Source organism: Roseivivax marinus, assembly GCF_900109705.1.
Lineage (GTDB): Bacteria > Pseudomonadota > Alphaproteobacteria > Rhodobacterales > Rhodobacteraceae > Roseivivax > Roseivivax marinus.
This window is the reverse complement of record NZ_FOAI01000014.1, coordinates 17,704-42,342: the sequence shown is the minus strand read 5'-3', so window position 1 is coordinate 42,342 and position 24,639 is coordinate 17,704. Positions and strand designations below refer to the sequence as shown.

The following is a 24,639-nucleotide window of genomic DNA, read 5'->3' as shown; positions in this document are numbered from 1 at the left end:
GCGAATGGACTATCCTGCGGACCTCACCGGCTGGCCCCATGCCGAGTGCTCACGCCAGATCGCCGTGCGTCCTCACCGATGGCATGTCCAGATCATGGGCGAGGGGCCGGACCTGCTGTTCCTGCACGGCGCGGGCGGCGCGACCCATTCCTGGCGGGATATCATGCCGTTGCTCGCCGACCGCTACCGATGCATCGCCGTGGACCTGCCGGGGCACGGTTTCTCGCGGCTCTCGACCCGGTTCCGGTCCTCGCTGCCGTTCATGGCAGAGGATCTCGACCGGTTGATCCGGCACGAGGATTGGCACCCGCGCGCCATCGTCGGCCATTCCGCCGGTGCGGCGGTGGCGCTCGCACTGGTGCGCCGGGCGGGCTGGCGGGTGCCGATCGTGGGCTTCAACCCGGCGCTCGAGCCGTTCCGTGGGATCGCCGGCGTCCTGTTCCCCATGCTCGCGCGGACCATCGCCGTGACGCCCTTCGCGACCAGCCTGATCCGCATGGCCGTGGTGTCGCCCGCCCGGGTCGAGTCGCTTCTTGCCGGAACGGGCTCGCACCTCTCCCCCGAAGGCGTGGCGCTCTACCGGCGGCTGCTGCAGGACCGGGCGCATGTCGAGGGCGCATTGCTGATGATGTCGCAGTGGTCGTTGCAGGGGCTTCTGCCGGACCTCCCGAAGATCAGATCTCCCTGCCTGTTCCTGCTCGGCGCCGAGGATAGGACCGTGCCGCCGGAAACGACCGAGACCGCGGCCGCGAAGATGCCGGACGCCGCGTGCACATGGCTGGCCTGGCTGGGTCATCTCGCGCACGAGGAGGCGCCTGACCTCGCCGCCGAGCGGATCGCGCGCCATCTGAGCGCGACGCTGATCCCGAGCGGCTGAGACGAAGCGGCAGGCCAAGCCGAGAGCCTGAACAGGGAACTACAGGCGAGCGTCGTTCGGTCTTCAGCGCCGCCGGCGCAGGTACACGTAGAGCGCGCCCTGGCCGCCGTGCCGGATATGCGCCTCGGTCACCTGAAGCACGACGGGGCCGAGCGGCGGCATTTTCAGCCATTGCGGCACCTGCGACTTCAGCACACCCCGCCGCCGCGGCATCGGATCGTAGGGATCCTCGCGCTGGCCCTTGCCGGTGATGACCAGCACCAGCCGCAGGCCGCGCGTGTGCGACGACAGAATGAAGCCGACGAGGGCCGGATGCGCCTCGTCCAGCGTCATGCCGTGGAGGTCGATCCGTGCTTCGGGCACCAGCTTGCCGCGTTTCATGCGGCCGTAGGACTTGGCGTCCATGTCCACGCGGCTTCGAGCCAGCCGGTCCGAGGTCGATTGCGGCAGCGCCACCGAGTTGCGCGCCGGTGCACGGGCGCCCACCCCGAACGCGGACGGGATATCGGTGGGGGTCCGCTCGGGCTCTTCGGACGCGCCGCCGCGCCGAGTCGGGGTCGGGCTGCGGCTGGGCGCGGGCTCCGGCCGACCGGGCATCTTGTGCGCGGTCCGCGCCACCTGGTTCCAGAGGTCGAGCTCGTCGCGGCGGGGACGGCGGCCCTTCTTCATTGCACGAGATCCGGCAGCAGGGCGTAGGCGCGCTGGATCGGCAGCAGCACCACCATGCGACCCGGATCGCGGAATGTGCCAGCCTCCTGTCCCGCCTCGTCGCCGGTGCCGACAAACACGTCCGCACGCTGTGCACCCTTGATCGCGGACCCGGTGTCCTGCGCGACCATCAAGCGATTCAGCTCCGTGCGGCCGGATTTCTCGATCCAGACCGGTGCGCCGAGCGGGGTGTACTCGGAATCGACGGCGATCGTGCGCATGGGCGTGACCGAGCGGTTCATGGCCCCCAGCGGACCGCGATCCGCAGGCACCTCGCTGACCTCGCGGAAGAAGACGTAGGATGGATTGTGGAACAGAAGCTCCTCGCCGTCCTCGGGATTCTCGCGCACCCAGTTCTTGATCGTTTCGGCCGAGACCTCATGCGCCTCGTAGGTGCCGCGGCGGACGAGTTCCTGACCGATCGACTTGTATTCGTGACCGTTCGCGCCGCCATAACCCACGCGGATCACGCGGCCGTCGGGAAAGCGGATGCGCCCGGACCCCTGGATTTGCAGGAAAAACAGCTCGACCGGATCATCAACCCAGGCGATCTCGAGATTTCGGTCGGCAAGCGCATCCGTCGTCAGGATATCACGGCGCGACAGCCAGGGCTGGGCGTCGCGGGCTTCGTCCGGCATCTGATAAAGCGGATAGCGAAAGCGCTCCGTCTCTTCCGGAGATCCGGTCAGCTCGGGTTCGAAATAGCCGGTGAACAGGGCGGGGCCTTCGGGATTGTCGCGGGCGCCATCGGTGATCATCACCGGACGGAAAAACAGCTCGAAGAACAGGCGGGCGTCGTCACGGTGATCCTCGGCGAGGCCGCACAATGCGCGCCAATCGGGATCCCTCAGGTCGCCACACGTGACGAGAAAGGCCTCCAGCGCCGCGGCGTGGTCGTCTTCGGCCCAGCCATCGAGATCATCGAAATCGAGGATGGCATGATGCGGCGGCGCGGGAAGCTCCTCGGCATCGTCGGCCGACACGCTGTCCACGGACAGCACGCCGACCCAAGCTGCGAGGACCGCGCCGAACCGTGTCGTCATTCGCCCGTGGCGACGAGTTGCCAGTTCGGATCGTCCGAGCCCACGCGACGGGCGAAGGTCCACACGTCACGCTGGCGCTTAACCTGCGTCGCGCTGCCTTCGACCACCTGTCCCTCGGCATCCTTCACGACCTGCGTGAGTTCGCCGGTGAAGCGCACGGTGATCTCGGCGTGCCCCATATCGTCCTCGTAGGTCGCTTCGACCAGCTTCGTCTCGCGGACGCCGACGAACTCGGCCTCGATGGTCAGGCCCTGTGCCTCGCGTGCGGCGACCACCTCGGCAAAGCTGTCGTAGACGTCTTGGGACAGGAACGGCTCGATCTCGTCGATCTTGCCCCGCTCGAACGCCATCAGGATCATCTCGTAGGCGCCGCGTGCGCCGGAGAGGAAGTCGGCGACGCCGAAGGAGGGCTCGGCCTTCTTCATCTGGGCAAGCGCCTTCGCGGTCTCGCTTCCTTCGGGGACGTGATCGACGATGTCCCGGTCCGGTCCGCCCTCGATCACCTCGAAATCGCGCCGGTCGCTGCGCGGCGCACTGGTGGGCGGGGCGGGCGGCTTCTCGTACCCTTCACGGGTGCCGAGGACGTTCTTCAGCCGCAGGATGAGGAACACGGCGATCCCGGCAAGTACCAGAAGCTGTAGAATGGGGGAGTTCATTAGCGCCTCGTGTCGGGATCGGGGTGCATGGAAAGCAATGGGTCGCGCTCCTATGTAGGGGCTGGGCGGTGCCAAGTCTACCGGCGCCGCCGTGGATAGGAGGCCGTTCGGCATGTGGCTATTCGTAGCGTTTCTCGCGGTTCCGCTGGTGGAAATCGCGCTGTTCATTCAGGTCGGCGGGCTGATCGGCCTGTGGCCGACGCTCGGCATCGTGGTGCTGACCGCGTTGCTCGGCACCGCGCTGGTCCGATCGCAGGGTGCGCTCGCGATGCGGGACATCAAGCGGTCGTTCAACGACCTGTCTGACCCGACCGAGCCGATCGCCCACGGCGCCATGATCCTGTTCGCCGGTGCACTGCTGCTGACGCCAGGTTTCTTCACCGACATCGTGGGCTTTGCGCTCCTGACGCCTCCGGTCCGGCTGGCGGCGATGCGGTGCGCCAAGAAACACGTGAAGGTGTCGCGGGCCGGCATGGGGCCTGGCCCGGGCGACCCGTTCGGCGCGCGGCCGGGGCAGGGCGGTCCGCACGGTCCGCGCCGCGACGGATCGCGTGGTCGGCCCGACGTCATCGACGCCGAATATGAAGAGGTGACGCCACAGTCCAAGCGGCCGACACATCAGGGCTCGGGCTGGACCAAGCATTGAGCCGACGCGGGAGTGTTGCTAAGCCAGTCGGGACCGAATTTCAGGGAACCTCGACATGAGCGACACGACCACCAATCCGACCGAGAACGGGGCCGCCGAGCAGGCCCCGCAGATCAAGATGAACGTGCTGGCGCAATACATCCGCGACCTGTCGTTCGAGAACATCCTTGCCCAGAAGGGCACCAAGGGCGAAGCGCAGCCCGACGTGCAGGTGCAGGTGAACCTGGACGCGAAAAAGCGCCAGCCCGACCACCAGTACGAAGTGGTCATGAAGCTCAAGATCGACAGCAAGGCGAAGGGCTCGGGCGACCAGCTGTTCCTGATGGAACTGGAATACGCCGGCATCTTCCATATCGAGAACGTGCCCGAGAACCAGCTGCATCCCTTCCTTCTGATCGAGTGCCCGCGGATGCTGTTCCCGTTCGTCCGCCGCATCGTGTCCGACATCTCGCGTGACGGTGGCTTCCCGCCGCTGAACCTCGAGACCATCGATTTCGTGCAGCTCTACCGCTCCGAGATCCAGCGCCGCCAGCAGGCGCAGGCGGCATCGGGCGAATCCTCCGGCCAGGCCTGATCCGGGATCAGGTCCGGGCCCAGAGGGCCTTGTCCCCGAGCTTCTCGACAAAGGCGGCGTGAGCCGCCTTTTCTTCGTCCGTGATCCGGGACGGCAGAGGCTCGGGCCGCGGACGCGGGCGCCAGTCGGCATCGGCCGCCGCGGCAGCCCCGGACGACTGGCTTTGCGACAACCCGAAATCGGGCTGCTTGCCGCCGATCAGTTCGAGGTAGACCTCGGCCAGAATCTCGGAGTCCAGAAGCGCGCCGTGCAACGTCCGCGACGAGTTGTCGATGGCGAAACGACGGCACAGCGCATCGAGCGACGCCGGGCTTCCGGGAAACTTCTTCCGCGCCATCGCCACGGTATCCAGCGCTTGCTCTATCGGCAGGAGCTTCCGCTTGCACCAGCGCAGCTCGGCATTGAGGAATTTCATGTCGAACGGCGCATTGTGGATCACCAGCGTCGCGTCACCCACGAACGCCAGGAACTCGTCCGCGATCTTGGCGAACACGGGCTTGTCGCGCAGGAAGTCGTCGCCGAGGCCGTGAACCTCGAAGGCCTCCTGCGGCATACCCCGCTCGGGGTTGATATACTGGTGGTAGGTCCGCCCGGTGGCCACGTGGTTCCACAGCTCGACCGCGCCGATCTCGACGATCCGGTCGCCGGTTTCGGGGTCGAAGCCCGTGGTCTCGGTATCGAGAACGATCTCTCGCATATCTCAGGCCTCGCGTCGGATGCTCTTCAGAACATGTGCCACGTCCCGCCGGGCGGTCTCAAGAGTCGTGGTGTCGATGACGAAATGTGCGCGGGCGCACTTTTCGTCGCTGGGCATCTGCTTGGCGCGGATCGCCTCGAACTCCGTTTCGGACATGGTGCCGCGGGCGAGCACGCGCTCGGCTTGCGTTTCACGTGAAACCTTCACGACGGCGACGGCATCCATCTCTTCCTCGCTCCCGGTCTCGAAAAGAAGCGGGATGTCGAACACGGCGATGTCCGCTCTTGTCTGCTCCGCGAAAGCCGCGCGGTCCGCCCTAACAAGGGGATGGACCACTTCCTCAATCCGCTTGAGCGCGGAGGGGTCCGCGGCGATCTCTGTCTTTAGCGCCGCGCGCGAGACGGCATTGTCGATGATCGCCTCCGGAAACAGAGCGCGCAGCGGTTCGACCGCCGCGCCACCTTCGCCGTAAAGGCGGTGCACCGCCGCATCCGCATCCCAGATCGCGCAGCCGGCGTCGGCGAACATGGACGCCGTGCTCGACTTGCCCATGCCGATCGATCCGGTCAGGCCGAGACGGAACGTCATCGCAGAACCGCCGCGCGCACCGTCTCGTCCACTTCGGGACGCATCCCGAACCAGCGTTCGAAGCCCGGCACGGCCTGATGCAGCAACATGCCCAGCCCGTCCACCGGCGTCGCACCCTGTTCCGCCGCCACCCGCAACAGCCGCGTTTCGAGCGGCGCATACACCAGATCGCACACCACCGTGCCGCGCCGCAGGCCGTCGAGCGGCACGCGAAGCTCGGCCTTGCCGACCATCCCGAGCGAGGTCGTATTCACCACGAGGGCCGCGTCGTCGAGCATATTTCCGGCCTGGACCCAGTCCACGACGCGGACGCGGTGGCCGAAATCCTCACGCAGCGCGTCGGCGCGAAGGCGAGTGCGATTGGTCAGCAGGATCTCCGGGACACCAGCTTCGAGCAGAGACGCCAGAACCGCCCGGGCCGCACCGCCCGCACCGAGGATTGCCGCCGGACCTGCATCCGGTTGCCAGTCCGGCACCTGCTGCCGAAGGTTGGCGAGAAATCCGTAGCCGTCCGTGTTGTCGCCGTGGATCTTTCCGTCCTTGCGGAAGATCAGCGTGTTCACCGCCCCGATCAGCGTCGCACGGTCCGTAACAAGGTCAACGATCTCGAGAGCGCGCTCCTTGTGCGGGATGGTCACGTTGGCGCCGACGAACCCCATTTCCGGCATCAGCCGGATCACGTCCTCCAGCCGCCCCGGCGCCACGTCGAGCGGCACGTAATGCCCGGGCAGCCCGTATTTGCGCAACCAGTGGCCATGCAGGCGTGGCGACCGCGAATGCGCGATCGGGTGGCCGATCACGCCGGCCAGCGGGATCCGGGGCAGGGGGCTGTCGCTACTCATGACGGAAGAAAGCCCCGAAGTGTCAGATGGTTCAAGAGTTCCAGAAGGGGCAGGCCGAGGATGGTGAAGTGGTCACCCTCGATCCGGGTGAACAGCCTCACGCCTTCGCGCTCCAGCTTGTAGCCGCCGACCGAGGTGGCGACATCCGGCCAGTTCCGGTCGAGATACTCCGACAGGTAGGCCTCGCCGACGTCGCGCATGGTCAGCCGCGCGACGCCGACGTGGCGCCAGACCGGTTCCCCGTCCTCGTAGAGCACCGCCGCCGAAAGAAGATGGTGCGTCCTCCCCGACAGCGCGCGGATTTGTTCCGCTGCCGCGTCGCGGCTGTCCGGCTTAACAAAGACTTCACGGTCGCAGGCAAGGATTTGGTCACAGCCGAGGACCAGCGCCCCCGGCTCCTTGTGCGCCGCCTTTCGCGCCTTCGTCTCCGCAAGGGCGTCGGCGGTGTCTCGGGGGGAGGCATTCTCGGCTGCGAGGGCGGCCTGAACGGCGTCCTCGTCGATTCGTGCCGGAACGATTCGGTGCGGCACGGCTGCGTTTCGAAGCATCTCGGCGCGAATGGCGGAGGCTGATGCGAGGACGAGGTCCTGATTCATGGGGGACGGATCCGTGGATAAGCGGGCGGACAGGTCTTGCGATGCTTCTGGGGAAACTCGGGCTTTGCTGCAACCCGGTGGATGACTCCCCGGGTTCTGCACCCGTTCAGGACGGATCCTCCCGATGTGAACGGGACAAGTCGGTGGATGTGGATGGCCGGATCCCTCATCCGACGATCCCCAACCTTATACACCGGTCTATCTTGCGGTGAGATGCGAAAAACCTCAGAAAAATCTCCACTGAAGCTGTGAAAGTCAGGAACAGCGGAGATTTGTCCACACGTGCCCGCACAGGCTTTGGGATCCGTGGAAAAGACCGGGACAGGACCATAATCCACAAGGATCCTGCTCTCCTACTTCTTTCATCATCTCTTTAATTTTAATTCTTATTTAAGAGGCGGAGCCGTCCGGAGCACCGGATCCCGCACGATTGACTTTTTCCCCTGCCGGCCTTACCTCCGGGTTCGCTGCCGTCCGGTGGCGTTCCATCCTGATGACATCCCGACCCCGACGTGCCCCTCCCGGCACGGCTATCCGGCAAGCGCCCGACACCGTTCGTGGCATCGGAGACCTGCATGAACCTCGAAAAGCTGAACTTGTCCGATCTCAAGGCGCAGAGCCCCAAGGCGCTGCTCGCCCTGGCCGAAGAGCTGGAGATCGAGAACGCCTCGACCATGCGCAAGGGCGAGATGATGTTCCAGATCCTCCGCGAACGCGCGGACGAGGGGTGGGACATTTACGGTGACGGTGTGCTCGAGGTGCTTCAGGACGGTTTCGGCTTCCTGCGCTCGCCCGAGGCGAACTACCTCCCGGGTCCGGACGACATCTATGTCAGCCCCGAGATGATCCGGAAGTTCTCGCTGCGGACGGGCGATTCCATCGAAGGTCAGATCAAGGCCCCCGAGGAGAACGAGCGTTACTTCGCGCTGATGGACGTCACGCAGATCAACTTCGAGGCGCCCGAGAAGGCGCGTCACAAGATCGCGTTCGACAACCTGACGCCGCTCTATCCTGACGAGCGCCTCAAGATGGAGGTGGACGACCCCACTGTGAAGGACCGTTCGGCGCGGATCATCGACCTGGTCGCACCCATTGGCAAAGGGCAGCGCTCGCTCATCGTGGCTCCGCCTCGGACGGGCAAGACTGTGCTGCTGCAGAATATCGCCAGCTCGATCGAGAAGAACCACCCGGAGTGCTACCTGATCGTTCTGCTGATCGACGAGCGCCCGGAAGAGGTGACCGACATGCAGCGGTCCGTCAGCGGCGAGGTGATCTCCTCGACCTTCGACGAGCCCGCGTCGCGCCACGTCGCGGTCTCCGAGATGGTGATCGAGAAGGCCAAACGTCTTGTCGAGCATAAACGAGATGTTGTGATCCTTCTTGACTCGATCACAAGACTTGGTCGTGCCTTCAACACCGTGGTGCCGTCCTCGGGTAAAGTCCTGACCGGTGGTGTGGATGCCAACGCCCTTCAGCGCCCGAAGCGGTTCTTCGGGGCGGCACGGAACATCGAGGAGGGCGGCTCGCTCACAATTATCTCGACTGCGCTGATCGACACCGGCAGCCGCATGGACGAGGTGATCTTCGAAGAGTTCAAGGGCACCGGTAACTCCGAGATCGTGCTGGACCGCAAGGTAGCGGACAAGCGCGTCTTCCCCGCGATGGACATCCTCAAGTCCGGCACCCGGAAGGAAGAACTGCTCGTCGACAAGGGCGACTTGCAAAAGACCTTCGTGCTCCGCCGGATCCTGAACCCGATGGGCACCACCGATGGCATCGAGTTCCTGATCTCGAAGCTGAAGCAGACGAAGAGCAACGCCGAGTTCTTCGACTCCATGAACACCTGAGTTCCGAGCCATGGACACGATCTTTGCCTTGGCGTCCGCGCCGGGAAAGGCAGGCGTGGCCGTCATCCGTCTGTCCGGTCCAGAAGCGCACGATGCCGTCGCGACTTTGTGCGGGCGCGTACCCAACGCTCGGCGCGCGTCGCTTCTGCGACTGCGCGACGGTGACGGAACGGTTCTGGACGATGGCCTCGTCCTGACTTTCGACGACGGCGCGAGCTTCACCGGCGAACGGGCGGCGGAATTGCAGGTGCACGGATCCATGGCGACCGTCCGGGCAGTTCTTGCACGACTTGGCGATCTGCCAGGCCTGCGGCAGGCGGATCCGGGAGAGTTCACCAGACGCGCGATGGAAAACGGCCGGCTGGACCTCGCGCAGGTCGAGGCGCTGGCAGACCTGATCGAAGCGGAAACCGAAACGCAGCGGCGCCAGGCACAGCGGATGCTCGACGGTGCGCTCGGCGCGCGCGTGGAGTTGTGGCGAGCGGATCTCGTGCGGGCGGCCGCGCTTCTGGAAGCGGTCATCGACTTCGCGGATGAAGAGGTGCCGGAGGATGTCTCGGTCGAGGTGGTCGCGCTGATCGACAAGGTCGCCGCGGGACTTGATGCGGAACTCGCTGGTTTCGGCGCTGCGGAGCGGGTGCGGACCGGCTTCGAGGTTGCCATCGTCGGCGCTCCGAATGTTGGCAAATCCACCCTGCTGAACGCCCTCGCCGGAAGACAGGCTGCGCTGACGTCCGAAATCGCTGGCACCACACGCGACGTGATCGAGGTTCGGCTGGACCTTGGCGGGCTTGCGGTGACCGTTCTGGACACCGCCGGCTTGCGAGAGACCGATGACCAGGTGGAAGCGATGGGTGTGTCGCTTGCGCGCGAACGCGCGATTGGCGCCGATCTTCGAATTTTCCTGGGGGACGATGCGGAGGGCGTGCCGGCGCGCGACGGCGATTTGTCGTACCGTACGAAGGCTGATCTGACGGGGGATCCTGCGGCGATCTCTGCGGTGACCGGACAGGGTATTGATCGGGTGATCGACGAGTTGCGCCGCGCGCTTGAGGATCGGGCTGCAGGGGCCGGCCTTGTGACACGCGAACGCCACCGGCTCGCGCTTGTCGGAGGCAGATCCGCGCTCAGCGAAGCGTCTGCCGTGGTGGCTCACGGTCCTGATCTGTATGATGTGGCGGCGGAAGAGTTAAGGGTTGCGATTCGGCGTCTTGAATCGGTGGTCGGCCGGGTCGATGTGGAAGCTATCCTCGACGACGTCTTCTCGAACTTCTGCCTCGGCAAGTAAGGATGTTTCACGTGAAACACGCACATTACGACGTGATCGTGGTCGGCGGCGGCCACGCCGGATCCGAAGCCGCCCACGCCGCCGCGCGCATGGGCGCGAGAACCGCCCTTGTCACGATGTCTCGTGATGGCATCGGCGTCATGTCTTGCAACCCGGCCATTGGCGGACTCGGAAAAGGCCACCTCGTTCGCGAGATTGATGCGATGGACGGCGTGATGGGGCGCGTCGCGGACCGAGCCGGGATCCAGTTCCGACTGCTCAATCGCCGGAAAGGTCCTGCGGTTCAAGGACCGCGCGCTCAGGCGGATCGCGCGCTTTACAAGGCAGCGATGCTTGAGGAAACGGATGCGCGACAGAACCTCGACGTAATCGAAGGCGAAGTCGTGGATTTCCTCTTCGCCGGACAGCGCGCTTTTGGTGTCGCCTTGGCGGATGGAGGCGAGGTCCGCGCGCACACCGTTGTCCTTACGACCGGCACCTTCCTTCGCGGCGTCATTCATATTGGCGATAGCCGCGAGGTGGGCGGTCGGATGGGCGACAAGGCTTCTGTCCGATTGGCGGAGCGGATCGACGGGCTGAACCTGCCGCTGGGGCGACTGAAAACCGGAACGCCCCCGCGTCTGAACGGGCGGACCATTGACTGGTCGGTGTTGGAAAGCCAGCCCGGGGATCCCGAACCGGAGCTGTTCTCGTTCCTGTCGGAAAAGGCAGAGGCACGACAGATTGCCTGCGGGATCACCCACACGAATGCCACGACGCATGAGATCATTCGCGAGAACCTCAGCCGGTCTGCCATGTACGGGGGGCATATCGACGGGGTGGGACCGCGCTATTGCCCGTCGATCGAGGACAAGGTGGTGCGCTTTGCCGACAAGGACTCCCACCAGGTCTTCCTGGAGCCGGAAGGCCTGACAACGGATACGGTTTATCCGAACGGTATTTCGACCTCTCTGCCCGCGGATGTGCAAGCGGCTTACATCCATTCGATCCGTGGACTGGAGACCGCCGAGATTGTGCAGCCCGGCTACGCAATCGAGTACGACTACGTTGATCCTCGCGCGCTGGACTTGCGGTTGGCCGTGTCGAGTTGCGAAAACCTCTTTTTCGCCGGCCAGATCAACGGCACGACCGGTTACGAAGAGGCCGCTGCGCAAGGACTCGTGGCCGGCTTGAATGCCGCAGCGGTTGCGCTCGACAGGGATCCCGTGATCTTCAGCCGGACCGACAGCTATATTGGCGTGATGATTGACGATCTGACTACTAGGGGCGTGGCAGAGCCTTACCGCATGTTTACATCGCGCGCCGAGTTCCGTCTGTCTCTTCGGGCTGACAATGCCGACCAGCGATTGACCCCGAAGGCCATCGAGACCGGCTGTATCGGAGAAGAGCGTCGGATCGTTTTCGAGGACAAGATTGCCAAGATCGGTAGCGTGCGGGAGAGTCTGGGAGCGTTGTCTTTGACGCCCAAAGAAGTCCGGGCCGCCGGGATTGAGGTGGCGCAGGACGGGTCCCGGCGGTCCGGCTTGGATCTTCTCGCGTTTCAAGATGTCCGGTTTTCAGACGTCGTGTTGCTTGAACCGGGCCTGTCGGGGACGGAACCCGAGATCGCTCGGCAGGTAAAGAATGATGCGATCTACGCGAACTATATCGCGCGGCAGATGCGTGACGTGGAAGCGCTCCGTCGGGAGGAAGGGACAGGCATCCCGTCAGATTTCGATTTCGATCAGCTGCAGGGGCTTTCGAACGAACTGAAGGGCAAGCTGCGGGCGGCCCGACCTGAAAACCTCGCGCAAGCCGGACGGGTCGACGGAATGACGCCTGCGGCGTTGACGTTGATTTTGTCGCGCCTTCGTCAGGACTCACGGAAGCGCTCTGCGTGATGGATGCCCAAGGCGGCGCGAATGATGTTTCACGTGAAACATCGGAGAAGTTCAAGCATTTTGCGAACCTTGTGCAGAAGTGGAACCCGCGGATAAACCTCGTCGCGAAGTCCACGCTAGACGAGATTCACGTCCGCCATATCGCGGATTCCGCACAGCTTTATGGGTTGGCCCCGAAGCCGGAGCACTGGGTCGACCTAGGGTCCGGTGCCGGGTTTCCAGGCTTGGTCTGCGCGATACTGGCCGATGGGCAAGGCGAGAGAACCAGGTTCACTCTCGTCGAGTCCGATCGCCGCAAGGCCACGTTTCTCCGCACGGCTGCCCGGGAGCTGGGGCTAACAACGACGAAAATCGTTTCCGACCGTGTTGAATCTGTGCAACCGCTCGGTGCTGATGTCCTCAGTGCGCGTGCCTTGGCTGATCTGGACGCGCTATTGGGTTACGCGAAGCCGCACCTGAAACCATCCGGAGTTGCGCTTTTTCCGAAGGGAGCGCGATGGAAGGATGAGGTCGATGCGGCCCGCCAAAGGTGGTCTTTCCGGCTTGATCACTATAGCAGTAGGACACACCCGGAAGCCGTCATTCTGAAGATAGGAGAGGTCACCCATGTCTGATCCGTCGCGTCCCGTGGGGCCCAAGATCATCGCGATCGCCAACCAGAAGGGCGGTGTCGGCAAGACCACGACGACGATCAATCTGGGCGCAGCGCTGACCGAGCAGGGGATGAAGGTGCTCATCGTCGATCTCGATCCGCAGGGGAACGCTTCGACGGGCCTGGGGATCGAACCGGACGACCGGCAGTTCACGACTTACGAGCTTCTGTTGGAAGACATCGACCTCGCCGACGTTATCCAGAAGACCGAAATCGAGCGGTTGTCGCTGATCCCGGCGACCGTGGATCTGAGTTCGGCGGATATCGAGCTCTACTCGAACGAGAAGCGCAGCTTCCTGTTGCACGACGCGCTGCGCCAGACAGCCATCGACCGGTATGGCTATGATTACATCCTGATCGACTGCCCTCCGTCGCTGAACCTCCTGACGGTCAACGCGATGGTGGCGGCGCATTCCGTACTCGTTCCGCTGCAATCCGAGTTCTTCGCGCTGGAGGGTTTGTCGCAACTGATGCTGACAGTGCGGGAGGTCAGGCAATCGGCAAATCCAGGCCTGCGGATCGAGGGCGTTGTCCTGACCATGTACGATGCGCGCAACAACCTGTCGCAGCAGGTGGAGGCGGACGCGCGCGCGAACCTTGGCGATCTCGTCTTCGAATGTGTGATCCCGCGGAATGTGCGCGTGAGCGAGGCGCCATCCTACGCGATGCCGGTTCTGTCCTATGATAGCGCCTCCAAGGGCGCAGCGGCATATCGCGCGCTGGCGGCTGAATTACTGCGCAAGAACACAAGCCTCGCGGCCTGAGCGGAGAAGAACAGATGGCAGAAAAACGTGAACCCCGCCGCGGCCTCGGCCGCGGCCTTTCGGCGCTGATGGCGGATGTTGAGGCGGCACCTGCGCCCGCGGATGCGACGGCAGCTCCGTCATCGGCCGAGCCGCGCCGGGCGGACCGATTCGTTCCGATCGAACATATCGTTCCGAACCCGGACCAGCCGCGGCGGACCTTCACCCAGGATCAGCTGGAAGAGCTTGCTGCCTCGATCCGTGCGAAGGGCATCATCCAGCCGATCATCGTCCGGGCGCGTCCAGGAGACGAAGGCACCTACGAGATCGTCGCCGGCGAACGTCGCTGGCGGGCCGCGCAGCTCGCAAACCTCCACGAAATGCCGGTCCTGGTTCGTGAGTTCACCGATACCGAGGTTCTCGAGGTCGCAATCATCGAGAACATCCAACGCGCTGACCTGAATGCCATCGATGAGGCGTCGGGCTATAAGCAGCTGATGTTCAAGTTCGGCCACACGCAGGAGAAACTGGCCGAAGCTCTCGGCAAAAGCCGCAGCCATATTGCCAACCTTCTTCGCCTGCTGAACCTTCCGGACGATGTGCAGACGCTGGTGGCAGACGGTGCGCTGTCGGCCGGGCACGCGCGGGCGTTGGTGACGGCGCAGGATCCCTCGGCGCTGGCGCGGCAGGTGGTCGCGCGGAAGCTGTCGGTGCGCGATACCGAGAAGCTGGCCAAGATGGGCGGTGAGGAAGCGAACAAACCGCGCAAGTCCGGCGGTCGGACGCGCGGCGAGGGCGAGAAGGATGCGGATACTAGGGCGCTGGAGGGTGATCTGTCGGCGGCGCTGGGGATGAAGGTAACAGTGGATCATGCGCCTGGCGCGGAAGGCGGCCGCCTTACCGTGACCTACGAAACGCTGGAGCAGTTGGATGCGCTGTGCGGGATGCTGGGGACCGGCGGCGGCGACTGACGCTCAGGACGCCGTGTCGAGCTCCGGCAGAAGCTCGGCCACGACCGAATTGAGGACGAGACGGCCGGCCCGCGTGGTGCGAAGCCGGCCGTTCGACCGCTCCAGCATTCCGATTTCTTCGAGCGGATGAATCGCCTCCGCCGTGATGGCGCCCGGGCAAATAGTCTCAATGCGCGCAAGATCGACGCCATCCAGAACGCGCAACCCCATCATCAGGTATTCTCCAACATGATCTTGGGGAGAGAGCGCTTCGTCTATGCGATCGGCATTTCCCGCCTCGGCGTGGTCCAGCCAGGCACCCGGGTTGCGCCACTGCGAAATCGCGCGGCGCTGACCGTTCACCGTAAGCCGCCCGTGCGCTCCGGGCCCGATCCCCGCATAGTCGCCGCCGCGCCAATAGACGAGGTTGTGACGCGATTCACCTCCCGGCACCGCGTGGTTCGAGACCTCGTAGGCGGGGCGGCCCGCCGCGTCGCAGATCTCCTGCGTGACCTCGTAGAGATCGGCCGCGCGGTCCTCGTCGGGCAGGGCTTTGAGCTGACCACGCCGGGCGCGTTCGAAGAACGCCGTGCCGGGTTCGATGGTCAGCTGGTAGAGCGACAGGTGATCGACGGCCATCGAGAGCGCCTCGGTCAGTTCCGCGCGCCACGCGGCCTCGTCCTGTCCCTGCCGGGCGTAGATCAGGTCAAAGCTTACGCGGTCGAACACGTCGCGGCCGGCGTCGAAGGCCACGCGCGCCTCGGCGACACTGTGCAGACGTCCCAGGCGCCTCAGGTCCGCGTCGTTCAGCGCCTGAAGCCCCATGGAGAGGCGGTTCACCCCCGCATCGGCAAAGCCACGGAACTTGTTTGCCTCCGCGGATCGGGGATTGGCCTCAAGCGTCACCTCGGCGTCCTTCGGCAGGTCCCACGCGCGCCGCGCGGCCTCCAGCACGCGGTTCACGAGGTCGGCCGACATCAGGCTTGGTGTCCCGCCTCCGAAAAAGATCGACGTCAGGCGCCGTGGCCCGGTGCGGGCCGCGACACGGGCGATCTCGGCCTCGAAGGCGCGGCCCCAGCGGTCTTCGTCAACCTCGCGGGTGACGTGGCTATTGAAGTCGCAGTAGGGGCACTTGGCCTCGCAGAAGGGCCAGTGCAGATAGAGGCCGAAGCCCCCGTGCTCCCAGTCCTCCATGACGCGATCAGTCAAGCGCGCCTGCAACGAACTGCGCCACGGCGCGGGCACGGTGGCTGATCTCGTTCTTGGCCCAGCGGTCCATCTCGCCGAACGTTATGTCGTGTCCGTCAGGCTGGAAAATCGGATCATAGCCGTGGCCCTGGTCGCCGCGCATCGGCCAGACCACGCGGCCTTCCATCACGCCGGGAAACACCTCGTCGTGGCCGTCGGGCCAGGCAAGGACGAGGGTGCAGCAGAAGCGCGCGGTCCACGGCTCCGGGCGGCCCGATGCGACCAGCTTCTCGTGTGTCCGCTCCATCGCCATGACGAAATCGCGGCCATCAGCGGTCTCGGCCCAGTCGGCGGTATAGACGCCAGGAGCACCGTCGAGCGCGTCGATCTCGATGCCGGAATCGTCGGAAAGGGCAGGGAGGCCGGTGGCCTTCGCGGCCGCGTGCGCCTTGATCCGGGCATTCTCGACGAAGGTGGTGCCCGTTTCCTCGGGTTCGGGCAGCTCCGTCTCCGCCGCGCCGACGACCTTTATGCCGCGCGGCTCCAGCAGCGCGGCCATCTCCTCGAGCTTGCCGCGGTTGTGCGTGGCCACCAGCAGCCGGTCCGTGTCGAGTTTCCGGGTCATCAGTCGTTTACCCCTTCGCTGCCGCCTGAACAGCGTCCACGAGCTCTCCGGTGCCTTTCTCGGCAAGGCCCACGAGCTGGTCCATCTCGCCGCGCGAGAAGGTCGCGCCCTCGGCGGACATCTGGATCTCGATCATCCGGCCGTCGCCGCGCAGGATGAAGTTGCCGTCCACGCCGGCTTCGCTGTCCTCGGCATAGTCGAGGTCCAGCACGGGTTGCCCGGCATAGAGCCCGCAGCTTACCGCCGTCACCGGCGCGATCAGCGGATCCGTCTTGATGTCGCCCGCCTTCATCAGCTTGTTCACCGCAAGGCGCAGCGCCAGCCAGCCGCCGGTGATCGAGGCGCAACGGGTGCCGCCATCCGCCTGAAGCACGTCGCAGTCCACGGTGATCTGGCGCTCGCCCATGGCCACGCGATCGACGCCGGCGCGCAGCGACCGACCGATAAGGCGCTGGATCTCGACGGTGCGGCCGCCCTGTTTGCCCGCGGTCGCCTCCCGGCGCATCCGCGTGGTGGTGGCGCGGGGCAGCATTCCATATTCGGCGGTGACCCAACCGAGGCCGGATCCCTTGAGGAACGGTGGCACACGCTCTTCGACCGTTGCGGCACACAGGACGTGCGTGTCGCCCATCCGGATCAGGCACGAGCCCTCGGCGTGCTTGGTCACGTTGGTGTCGATGGACACCGCGCGCATTTCGTCTAGCTTCCGTCCCGACGGCCGCATGGGGATCCCTCCGAAAATTCACCGGCAATTGGCCGGGGGAGTATCGGTTCCCATCTAGGCTGCCAAGGGCGATTGACCCGCGTGCCTGACCGGGTTTTCCATGAGCGCCAGGACTGAACGCGACGAGATGACTGACGCAGCGCCGAAACTCGACCACATGAACGACCGCACGCGCGAAGTCTTTCGCCGCGTTGTCGAAGGCTATCTGGAAACCGGGGAGCCCGTGGGATCCCGCACGCTGACGCGGACCCTGTCCGAGAAGGTGTCCGCGGCGACGATCCGCAACGTGATGCAGGACCTGGAATACCTTGGCCTGCTCGACAGCCCGCATATCAGCGCGGGCCGGGTGCCGACGCAGCTTGGCTTGAGGATGTTCGTCGACGGTCTCTTGGAGGTGCGAGAGCTCGGGCCAGGTGACCGGGAGGCGCTGGATGCCACGCTTGGCTCCAACACCGACGACGTGAGCGGCTTTCTCGACCGCGTGGGCTCTGCCCTGTCCGGCGTGACGCAGGGCGCGTCGCTGGTCCTCAGCCCCAAGCACGAGGCGCCGATCCGGCATATCGAGTTCGTGAGCCTAGGTCCCGAACGCGCACTGGTCGTCTTGGTGTTCTCAGACGGCCACGTCGAGAACCGCGTGTTCACGCCCGCGCCGGGGCAGACGCCGTCGTCCATGCGCGAGGCGGCAAACTTTCTTAATGCCCTGGTCGAGGGCAAGACGCTGTCGGAGATGCGTCGAGAGGTGCGCGCCGCCATCGCCGCCCGCCGACAGGAGATCGACAGCCTCGCCGGTCAGCTGGTCGAGGAAGGCGTCGCGGCCTGGGCCGACGACGGGCAGGTGCCCGAGCGGCTCATCGTGCGGGGACGCGCGAATCTGTTGGGGCAGGATGGGGCCGGCGAAGAGGAGCTGGACCTGATTCGCGCCCTCTTCGACGACCTTGAGCGCAAGCGGGACATTGCCGAGTTCCTCGAGTTGACCGAAACAGGCGACGGAGTCCGCATTTTCATCGGCTCGGAGAACAAACTTTTCTCACTTTCCGGTTCCTCTCTGGTGGTCTCTCCTTATATGAACGCGGATCGTAAAATCATCGGCGCGGTCGGGGTCATCGGACCCACACGGCTCAACTACGGGCGCATCGTGCCGATCGTGGATTACACGGCACAGTTGGTCGGACGACTGATTTCCGACCGCAGTTAGGGACGACGATGGCAGATCCGAAGAACGACGACTTTCTCGACGACGTGGAAGAGGCCGAGGCCGAAGCCTACGCGGCCGAGACAGAGGAACCTGACGCCGCCGCGATGGAGGCCGACGAGGTCGAAAGCCTGCGCGCCGAGCGTGACGACATGCGCGACCGCTTCATGCGCGCCCTGGCCGACGCCGAGAACGCGCGCAAACGGGCCGACAAGGAACGGCGCGATGCCGAAGCCTATGGCGGCACCCGGCTCTCGCGTGACCTTCTTCCCGTCTATGACAACCTCAATCGCGCGCTGGCCGCGGCGGGTGAGGCCGAAGGCGAGGGCAACGCCGCGCTGATCGAGGGCGTGGAGCTGACGCTCAAAGAGCTGGTGAACGTGTTCCACAAGCACGGCATCACCGAGATCGCACCGGCCGTGGGCGACCGCTTCGATCCCAAGGAACACGAGGCGATGTTCGAGGCCCCGGTGCCCGGCACCAAGGCTGGTGACATCATCCAGGTCTCGCAGGTTGGCTTCATGCTGCATGACCGCCTGCTCCGTCCGGCGCAGGTCGGTGTCAGCTCGACTCCGGCGTCCTGAGAGTCCGGCGGGGCAGGGACCGAACTTGCGCCGCCGCTACGCGTCCTTCGGGCTGGCCGCAGCCTTGAGGTCGTAGAGAGCCTGCAACGCCTCGCGCGGGCTCATGTCGTCGGGATGGAGGGCGGCAAGCCGTTCCTCCAGCTCCGACGGACCGGACGGCGCAGCCGGGGCCTGCACGGGCTCGGCCGCCACCGCGGCGAAGAGTGGCAGGTCGTCGATCAGCGCCTTGGGTGATGTCCGACCCCGCTCCCCGGCTTCCAGTGCTTCCAGAACGGACTTGGCCCGCGACACCACCGCGCGCGGCAGGCCGGCCAGCTGCGCCACCTGAACGCCGTAGGAGCGGTCTGCAGCGCCGGTGCGGACCTCGTGCAGGAAGATCACCTCGCCCTCCCATTCCTTGACCGCGACTGTGGCGTTCGTGACGCCGCCCAGCTTGCCCGCGAGCGCCGTCAGTTCGTGATAGTGCGTGGCGAAAAGCCCTCGCACCCGGTTCACGTCGTGCAGGTGTTCCAGTGTCGCCCAGGCGATCGACAGGCCGTCATAGGTTGCGGTGCCGCGCCCGATCTCGTCGAGGATGACCAGCGCGCGGGCGTCGGCCTGGTTCAGGATCGCCGCGGTTTCGACCATCTCGACCATGAAGGTGGAGCGGCCGCGGGCCAGGTCGTCCGAGGCGCCGACACGGCTGAAGATCTGACTGACCACCCCCAGATGCGCCGATCGCGCGGGCACGAAGGCCCCCATCTGCGCAAGGATCGCGATCAGTGCGTTCTGGCGCAGGTAGGTCGATTTACCGGCCATGTTCGGTCCGGTCAGCAGCTCCAGCGCGGCCCCGTCGCCGTCGGGCGACAGGGTGCAGCCGTTGGCGATGAAGGGCTGACCGCCCTGCTGGCGCAGCGCGCGCTCCACGACCGGGTGCCGGCCGCCCTCGATGGCAAAGGCGCGGGTGTCGTCTATCTTGGGACGGGCCCAGTCCTCCGACCGCGCGAGTTCGGCCAGCGCGGTGGCAAGGTCGAACTCGGCCAGCGCGGCGGCCAGCAGGCCCAGTTCGGCGGCGGCGTCGAGGATCGCGGTCCGCAGCGTGTCGAAGATGCGCCGTTCGATCTCCAGCGCCTGCCCACCCGCGTTCAGGATGCGCGTCTCGAGCTCGGACAGTTCCACGGTGGTGAAGCGGACCTGGTTGGCGGTGGTCTGGCGGTGGATGAAGGTTTCGGACAGCGGCGGCGACTGCATTTTCGCGGCGTGGGTGGCCGTGGTCTCGATGAAGTAGCCCAGCACGTTGTTGTGCTTGATCTTCAGAGAGGTAATCCCCGTATCGCGGGCGTAGTCCGCCTGCATCCGCGCGATCACGCCGCGGCCCTCGTCTCGCAATTCGCGCGCGGCGTCCAGATCGGCGTCGAATTCGGGCGCAACGAAACCGCCGTCGCGGGCCAACAGCGGTGGTTCGGCCACCAGCGCTGCGTCGAGCATATCCAGAAGCGCTTCGTGGCCGGTGAGCGCGTCGCGTTCCTCTGCCAGATGCTCCGGCAGGTCAGCGTCGGCAAGCTGTTCCGAAAGCGCGGCGGCTTGCGTCAGCGCCGCCCGAACGCCGGTGAGGTCGCGCGGTCCGCCCCGGTCCAGCGACAGCCGCGAGAGGGCCCGCTCCACGTCCGGTACCCGGCGCAGGGCGTCGCGCAGCTCGGTTGTCAGGGTCGCATTTTCGGCCGCCCACGCCACCGCCGTCTGCCGCGCACGGATCGTGTCGAGATGCGCCGACGGTGCGGACAGACGCCTTTCCAGCAGGCGTGCGCCGCCGGCCGTCACCGTGCGGTCGATCACTGACAGAAGCGACCCGGCCCGACCGCCGCCGGCGCCGTGCGTCAGTTCGAGGTTCCGCCGCGTTGCCGCGTCGATCTGCAACAGCCGGGAGGTGCTGTCGCGCCGTGGCGTGCCGAGACGGGGGAGCTTCCCCTTCTGGGTGATGTCGAGATAGTCGACCAGCGCGCCGAGCGCCGAAAGTTCCTCGCGCGAGAAATCCCCGAACGGTTCGAGGCTTTTCACGCCAAAAAGTTCGGTGAGCCGCGTCGTTGCCGACTGACTGTCGAAGGAGGCCCGCCCCAGTATCGTCGGCCAGATCCCCAGATCGTCGGTCACGGGCCGCAGCGCCTCTGCGGCGGCGTCGGTCATCAGAACTTCTGACGGCGCGAGCCGCGCAAGCTCGGCGCCGATGCGCGGCTGGGCGAGCGGCATGGCGTGCAGAGCGCCGGTCGAGATGTCGGTCCAGGCAATGGCCCAGTCCCCACGCACTTCGGCCACGGCGGCAAGGTAGTTGTGCCGCCGCGCCTCGAGCAGCGTGTCCTCGGTCAGCGTGCCGGGCGTCACGAGCCGCACGACTTCACGCCGGACTACCGATTTCGACCCACGTTTCTTGGCCTCGGCGGGGCTTTCCATCTGCTCGCAGACCGCCACGCGAAAGCCCTTGCGGATCAGTGTCAGCAGGTAGCCCTCGGCAGCGTGGACGGGCACGCCGCACATGGGAATGTCGCCGCCTTCGTGCTTGCCGCGCTTGGTCAGCGCGATGTCGAGCGCCTCGGCCGCCGCCGCGGCGTCGTCGAAAAACAGCTCGTAGAAGTCGCCCATCCGGTAGAACAGCAGCGCCTCGGGATTCTGCGCCTTGATCTCCAGGTATTGCGCCATCATCGGCGTCACCGCGGTCATGCCTGCCTCCGCTGTTTCGAAGGCGGACAGTAGAACGCGCGCGCAGGGCGTGAAAGCGGGTTTTCCGGAAGCCGGCGGCGCGCCGGTCAGGCCTCGCGCTTGCGCGCCTCGGCCTTTTCGAGCATGTCCATCGCCTCGTCCTTTTCGCCGCGGCCGATGATGCGGAAGGGACGTTCGATCATCCGGTTGTAGGTGTCGAAGAACTCTTCGAGATCCCACGCGAAACCGTCCCGCATCTCGGACAGGGTCGTCGTTCCGCCGAAGATCCGGGACATGTTGGCCACCGCGACCACGCGGTCGTTGCGCGCCATCTTGCCGTCCTCGTCGTTCTCCATCTTCAGCACGCCGATCAGCCGGCTTTCGATCAGGGCGCCCGAGGGCACGCTTCCCGCCGTGACCAGCATGATGTCGAGCGCATCGCCGTCTTCGGCCAGCGTATTAGGCACGAATCCGAAGGAAAACGGGAAGGTCACGCCCTCTGGCAGTTCGAGTCCGATGCGGAACAGGCCGCTGGAATCGAGGTCGTACTTGTGACGGCTGCCCTTGGGCGTCTCGATGAAGACGTTGACGGCGCCGTCCTCGGTGCGGGACGGGACGCTTTCGATGGCGGTCGAGAACATGAGGGGCGTCCGGGCCGGGAAAGGGATTTCGCGCTGCGCCACCCACCTAGCGCCCATAGGCCTGGTTTCACGTGGAACGTCTGGCCCCAGGTGCACCGGCGCGATAAGCAGGGCCCGCCGGAACGGAGGAGACGCGCATGGCCCGACAGAAGTTCACCCGCGAAGAGGCGCTGGCCTTCCACCTGGAGCCGACGCCCGGAAAGTGGGAGGTTCAGGCCACCGTTCCGATGGCGACGCAGCGCGACCTGTCGCTGGCCTATTCCCCCGGTGTGGCCGTCCCCTGCGAGGAGATCGCCCGCGATCCCGAACTGGCCTACGACTACACCAACAAGGGCAACCTCGTTGCGGTGATCTCGAACGGCACCGCGGTGCTCGGCCTCGGCAATCTCGGCGCGTTGGGGGGCAAGCCGGTGATGGAGGGCAAGTCGGTGCTCTTCAAGCGTTTCGCCGACGTGAACTCCATCGATATCGAGCTCGACACCGAGGATCCGGACGCGTTCTGCCAGGCCGTCAAGCTGATGGGGCCGACGTTCGGGGGCATCAACCTCGAGGACATCAAGGCCCCCGAGTGCTTCATCATCGAGCAGCGTCTCAAGGAAGAGATGGACATCCCGGTCTTCCATGACGACCAGCACGGCACCGCCGTGATCTGCGCGGCGGGCCTCATCAATGCGCTGCACCTGAGCAGCAAGAAGATCGAGGACGTGAAAATCGTCCTCAACGGGGCAGGGGCCGCGGGCATCGCCTGCATCGAGCTGCTCAAGAGCATGGGCGCCCGACACGAGAACTGCATCTGCTGCGACACCAAGGGCGTGATCTACCAGGGCCGCACCGAGGGCATGAACCAGTGGAAGTCGGCCCACGCGGTCAAGACCGAGCTGCGCACCCTCGAAGAGGCGATGGTGGACGCGGACGTGTTCCTGGGCGTGTCGGTCAAGGGCGCCGTGACCCAGGACATGGTCAAGTCCATGGCCGACAAGCCCGTGATCTTTGCCATGGCCAACCCCGACCCCGAGATCACGCCGGAAGAGGCGCAGGAGGTCCGGCCCGACGCGATCGTGGCGACCGGCCGCTCCGACTACCCCAACCAGGTGAACAACGTCCTGGGCTTTCCCTACCTCTTTCGCGGGGCGCTCGACATCCATGCCCGTGCGATCAACGACGAGATGAAGATTGCCTGTGCCGAGGCGCTGGCAGCACTGGCGCGCGAGGATGTCCCGGACGAGGTGGCGGTGGCCTATGGCAAGGCCCTGACCTTCGGGCGGGACTACATCATCCCGACACCGTTCGACCCGCGGCTGATCTACACCATCCCGCCCGCCGTCGCGAAGGCCGGCATGGACACCGGCGCGGCGCGGCGGCCCATCGTCGACATGGACGGCTATGACCAGAGCCTGAAGCAGCGCCTCGATCCGACCGCCTCGATCCTTCAGGGCATCACGTCCCGGGCCCGGCAGGCGCAGGCGCGCATGATCTTCGCCGAGGGCGACGACCCGCGCGTTCTGCGCGCCGCCGTGATGTACCAGCGTGGCGGGTTCGGCCAGGCCCTCGTGGTCGGACGCGAGCAGGACGTGGCCGACAAGCTGGAGGCGGCTGGCCTCGGCGACGCGATCCGCGAGATCGAGGTCGTGAACGCGCGCAACTCGCGTTACCTCGAGACCTACAAGGAGCTTCTCTACACCCGGAACCAGCGGACCGGCATGGACCGTCAGGACGTCCATCGCCTCGCGGCCCGCGACAGGCATGTCTTCGGCGCTCTGATGCTGGCGCATGGCCATGGTGACGGCCTGGTGACGGGCGCCACGCGCAAGTCTGCCCATGTCCTGAGGCTCGTGAACCACGTGTTCGATGCCGACGCCGCCCATGGCGCGGCCGGTGTCACGGCGGTGGTGCTGAACGGACGGATCGTCCTGATCGCGGACACTCTGGTGCATGAATGGCCCGACGAGAACGACCTCGCCAACATCGCCGAGCGTGCGGCGGGCGTGGCGCGTCACCTCGGGCTGGAGCCGCGCGTGGCCTTCGTGTCGTTCTCGACCTTCGGCTACCCGGTGTCCGAGCGTGCGGACAAGATGCACCGCGCCCCCGACGTGCTCGACGCCCGCGGCGTGGACTTCGAATACGAAGGCGAGATGACCGTGGACGTGGCCCTAAATGCCCGCGCCCGCGAGGCCTACCCGTTCCAGAGGCTGACCGGTTCGGCCAATATCCTCGTGGTGCCGGCGCGGCACTCGTCGTCGATTTCGGTGAAGCTCTTGCAGGAGATGGGCGGCGCCACCGTCATCGGCCCGATCCTGTCGGGCATCGACCAGTCGATCCAGATCTGCTCGACCAATTCGACGGCGAACGACATCCTCAACATGGCCGTGCTCGCCGCCTGCAAGGTCGGCTGAGCGGTCGCGGCGCGGGGTCGGACCCGCGCCGC

Annotated in this window: 24 protein-coding genes; 12 read left to right on the top strand and 12 right to left on the bottom strand. The window is 65.7% G+C overall.

What is annotated here, in order from left to right; all coding sequences use genetic code 11:
* Positions 1-4 precede the first annotated feature (4 nt).
* Complete coding sequence (bchO, locus tag BMX29_RS15530) at positions 5-877, top strand: alpha/beta fold hydrolase BchO (protein ID WP_092814575.1); 873 nt, start codon at positions 5-7, stop codon at positions 875-877.
* A 63-nt stretch (positions 878-940) separates the two neighbouring features.
* On the opposite strand, the gene BMX29_RS15525 is transcribed toward bchO, so the two are convergent.
* From BMX29_RS15525 to BMX29_RS15515, 3 genes are read right to left on the bottom strand one after another with little or no spacing between them, the layout of a single operon-like run.
* Positions 941-1,546 (bottom strand): Smr/MutS family protein, encoded by a 606-nt coding sequence (locus BMX29_RS15525; RefSeq protein WP_043844106.1) that lies wholly within the window; start codon positions 1,544-1,546, stop codon positions 941-943.
* Entirely contained in the window at positions 1,543-2,628 is a 1,086-nt protein-coding gene (mltA, locus tag BMX29_RS15520) for a murein transglycosylase A (RefSeq protein ID WP_092814572.1), read from the bottom strand. The genes BMX29_RS15525 and mltA overlap by 4 nt, the downstream gene beginning before the upstream one ends.
* Positions 2,625-3,284: a Tim44/TimA family putative adaptor protein gene (locus BMX29_RS15515; protein WP_092814569.1), complete on the bottom strand. Its 660-nt coding sequence runs from the start codon at positions 3,282-3,284 to the stop codon at positions 2,625-2,627. The genes mltA and BMX29_RS15515 overlap by 4 nt, the downstream gene beginning before the upstream one ends.
* 112 nt (positions 3,285-3,396) lie before the next feature.
* Between BMX29_RS15515 and BMX29_RS15510 the strand changes: the two genes are divergently transcribed.
* Positions 3,397-3,930: an FxsA family protein gene (locus BMX29_RS15510; RefSeq protein ID WP_092814566.1), complete on the top strand. Its 534-nt coding sequence runs from the start codon at positions 3,397-3,399 to the stop codon at positions 3,928-3,930.
* A gap of 55 nt (positions 3,931-3,985) precedes the next feature.
* Positions 3,986-4,504: a protein-export chaperone SecB gene (secB, locus tag BMX29_RS15505; RefSeq protein WP_092814563.1), complete on the top strand. Its 519-nt coding sequence runs from the start codon at positions 3,986-3,988 to the stop codon at positions 4,502-4,504.
* Positions 4,505-4,511: 7 nt separating this feature from the next.
* Here secB and dnaQ read toward each other — a convergent pair whose 3' ends face one another.
* Genes dnaQ through BMX29_RS15485 form a run of 4 tightly spaced genes read right to left on the bottom strand, consistent with a single transcriptional unit; the run spans position 4,512 to position 7,227 of the window.
* Positions 4,512-5,201 carry a DNA polymerase III subunit epsilon gene (gene dnaQ / locus BMX29_RS15500; RefSeq protein ID WP_092814560.1) on the bottom strand — a complete coding sequence of 230 codons (690 nt, stop codon included), beginning with the start codon at positions 5,199-5,201 and terminating at the stop codon, positions 4,512-4,514.
* Positions 5,202-5,204: 3 nt separating this feature from the next.
* On the bottom strand, positions 5,205-5,789 hold the full coding sequence (coaE, locus tag BMX29_RS15495) for a dephospho-CoA kinase (RefSeq protein WP_092814557.1): 585 nt from the start codon (positions 5,787-5,789) through the stop codon (positions 5,205-5,207).
* Positions 5,786-6,631, bottom strand: coding sequence for a shikimate dehydrogenase (locus BMX29_RS15490; protein ID WP_043844121.1), 846 nt, complete (start codon positions 6,629-6,631; stop codon positions 5,786-5,788). Before BMX29_RS15490 ends, coaE begins: the two co-directional genes overlap by 4 nt.
* Positions 6,628-7,227, bottom strand: a complete 600-nt coding sequence (locus tag BMX29_RS15485) for a Maf family protein (protein WP_092814554.1) — start codon at positions 7,225-7,227, stop codon at positions 6,628-6,630. Before BMX29_RS15485 ends, BMX29_RS15490 begins: the two co-directional genes overlap by 4 nt.
* A 575-nt stretch (positions 7,228-7,802) precedes the next feature.
* On the opposite strand from BMX29_RS15485, the gene rho reads away from it, so the two are divergent.
* Genes rho through BMX29_RS15455 form a run of 6 tightly spaced genes read left to right on the top strand, consistent with a single transcriptional unit; the run spans position 7,803 to position 14,608 of the window.
* Positions 7,803-9,074, top strand: a complete 1,272-nt coding sequence (rho, locus tag BMX29_RS15480) for a transcription termination factor Rho (RefSeq protein WP_043844125.1) — start codon at positions 7,803-7,805, stop codon at positions 9,072-9,074.
* A gap of 10 nt (positions 9,075-9,084) precedes the next feature.
* Complete coding sequence (mnmE, locus tag BMX29_RS15475; RefSeq protein WP_092814551.1) at positions 9,085-10,362, top strand: tRNA uridine-5-carboxymethylaminomethyl(34) synthesis GTPase MnmE; 1,278 nt, start codon at positions 9,085-9,087, stop codon at positions 10,360-10,362.
* Between the two features lie 2 nt (positions 10,363-10,364).
* Entirely contained in the window at positions 10,365-12,242 is a 1,878-nt protein-coding gene (gene mnmG, locus BMX29_RS15470) for a tRNA uridine-5-carboxymethylaminomethyl(34) synthesis enzyme MnmG (protein WP_092814548.1), read from the top strand.
* Positions 12,242-12,856 (top strand): 16S rRNA (guanine(527)-N(7))-methyltransferase RsmG, encoded by a 615-nt coding sequence (gene rsmG, locus BMX29_RS15465; RefSeq protein WP_092814545.1) that lies wholly within the window; start codon positions 12,242-12,244, stop codon positions 12,854-12,856. Before mnmG ends, rsmG begins: the two co-directional genes overlap by 1 nt.
* The gene (locus tag BMX29_RS15460) at positions 12,849-13,658 is read left to right on the top strand and encodes a ParA family protein (RefSeq protein WP_043844133.1); all 810 of its coding nucleotides are present in this window, start codon (positions 12,849-12,851) and stop codon (positions 13,656-13,658) included. The genes rsmG and BMX29_RS15460 overlap by 8 nt, the downstream gene beginning before the upstream one ends.
* Positions 13,659-13,672: 14 nt before the next feature.
* Positions 13,673-14,608 (top strand): ParB/RepB/Spo0J family partition protein, encoded by a 936-nt coding sequence (locus BMX29_RS15455; RefSeq protein ID WP_092814542.1) that lies wholly within the window; start codon positions 13,673-13,675, stop codon positions 14,606-14,608.
* 3 nt (positions 14,609-14,611) lie between these two features.
* Here BMX29_RS15455 and hemW read toward each other — a convergent pair whose 3' ends face one another.
* The 3 genes from hemW to rph are packed head-to-tail and all read right to left on the bottom strand — an operon-like array spanning position 14,612 to position 17,124.
* A complete protein-coding gene (hemW, locus tag BMX29_RS15450; RefSeq protein WP_092814539.1) occupies positions 14,612-15,781 on the bottom strand; it encodes a radical SAM family heme chaperone HemW in 1,170 nt (389 codons plus the stop codon).
* Positions 15,782-15,788: 7 nt separating this feature from the next.
* A complete protein-coding gene (gene rdgB / locus BMX29_RS15445) occupies positions 15,789-16,400 on the bottom strand; it encodes an RdgB/HAM1 family non-canonical purine NTP pyrophosphatase (RefSeq protein ID WP_092814536.1) in 612 nt (203 codons plus the stop codon).
* Positions 16,401-16,407: 7 nt separating this feature from the next.
* Positions 16,408-17,124, bottom strand: a complete 717-nt coding sequence (gene rph, locus BMX29_RS15440; protein WP_092814533.1) for a ribonuclease PH — start codon at positions 17,122-17,124, stop codon at positions 16,408-16,410.
* A 127-nt stretch (positions 17,125-17,251) separates the two neighbouring features.
* On the opposite strand from rph, the gene hrcA reads away from it, so the two are divergent.
* Together hrcA and BMX29_RS15430 are read left to right on the top strand one after the other, a co-directional pair.
* Entirely contained in the window at positions 17,252-18,319 is a 1,068-nt protein-coding gene (gene hrcA / locus BMX29_RS15435) for a heat-inducible transcriptional repressor HrcA (protein WP_043844143.1), read from the top strand.
* Between the two features lie 8 nt (positions 18,320-18,327).
* Positions 18,328-18,900: a nucleotide exchange factor GrpE gene (locus tag BMX29_RS15430; protein ID WP_043844145.1), complete on the top strand. Its 573-nt coding sequence runs from the start codon at positions 18,328-18,330 to the stop codon at positions 18,898-18,900.
* Between the two features lie 36 nt (positions 18,901-18,936).
* Here BMX29_RS15430 and mutS read toward each other — a convergent pair whose 3' ends face one another.
* On the bottom strand, positions 18,937-21,594 hold the full coding sequence (gene mutS, locus BMX29_RS15425) for a DNA mismatch repair protein MutS (RefSeq protein ID WP_175471211.1): 2,658 nt from the start codon (positions 21,592-21,594) through the stop codon (positions 18,937-18,939).
* 86 nt (positions 21,595-21,680) lie between these two features.
* Positions 21,681-22,214 (bottom strand): inorganic diphosphatase, encoded by a 534-nt coding sequence (locus BMX29_RS15420; RefSeq protein ID WP_175471210.1) that lies wholly within the window; start codon positions 22,212-22,214, stop codon positions 21,681-21,683.
* 137 nt (positions 22,215-22,351) lie between these two features.
* Between BMX29_RS15420 and BMX29_RS15415 the strand changes: the two genes are divergently transcribed.
* Complete coding sequence (locus BMX29_RS15415) at positions 22,352-24,607, top strand: NADP-dependent malic enzyme (RefSeq protein WP_092814528.1); 2,256 nt, start codon at positions 22,352-22,354, stop codon at positions 24,605-24,607.
* Positions 24,608-24,639: the final 32 nt, after the last annotated feature.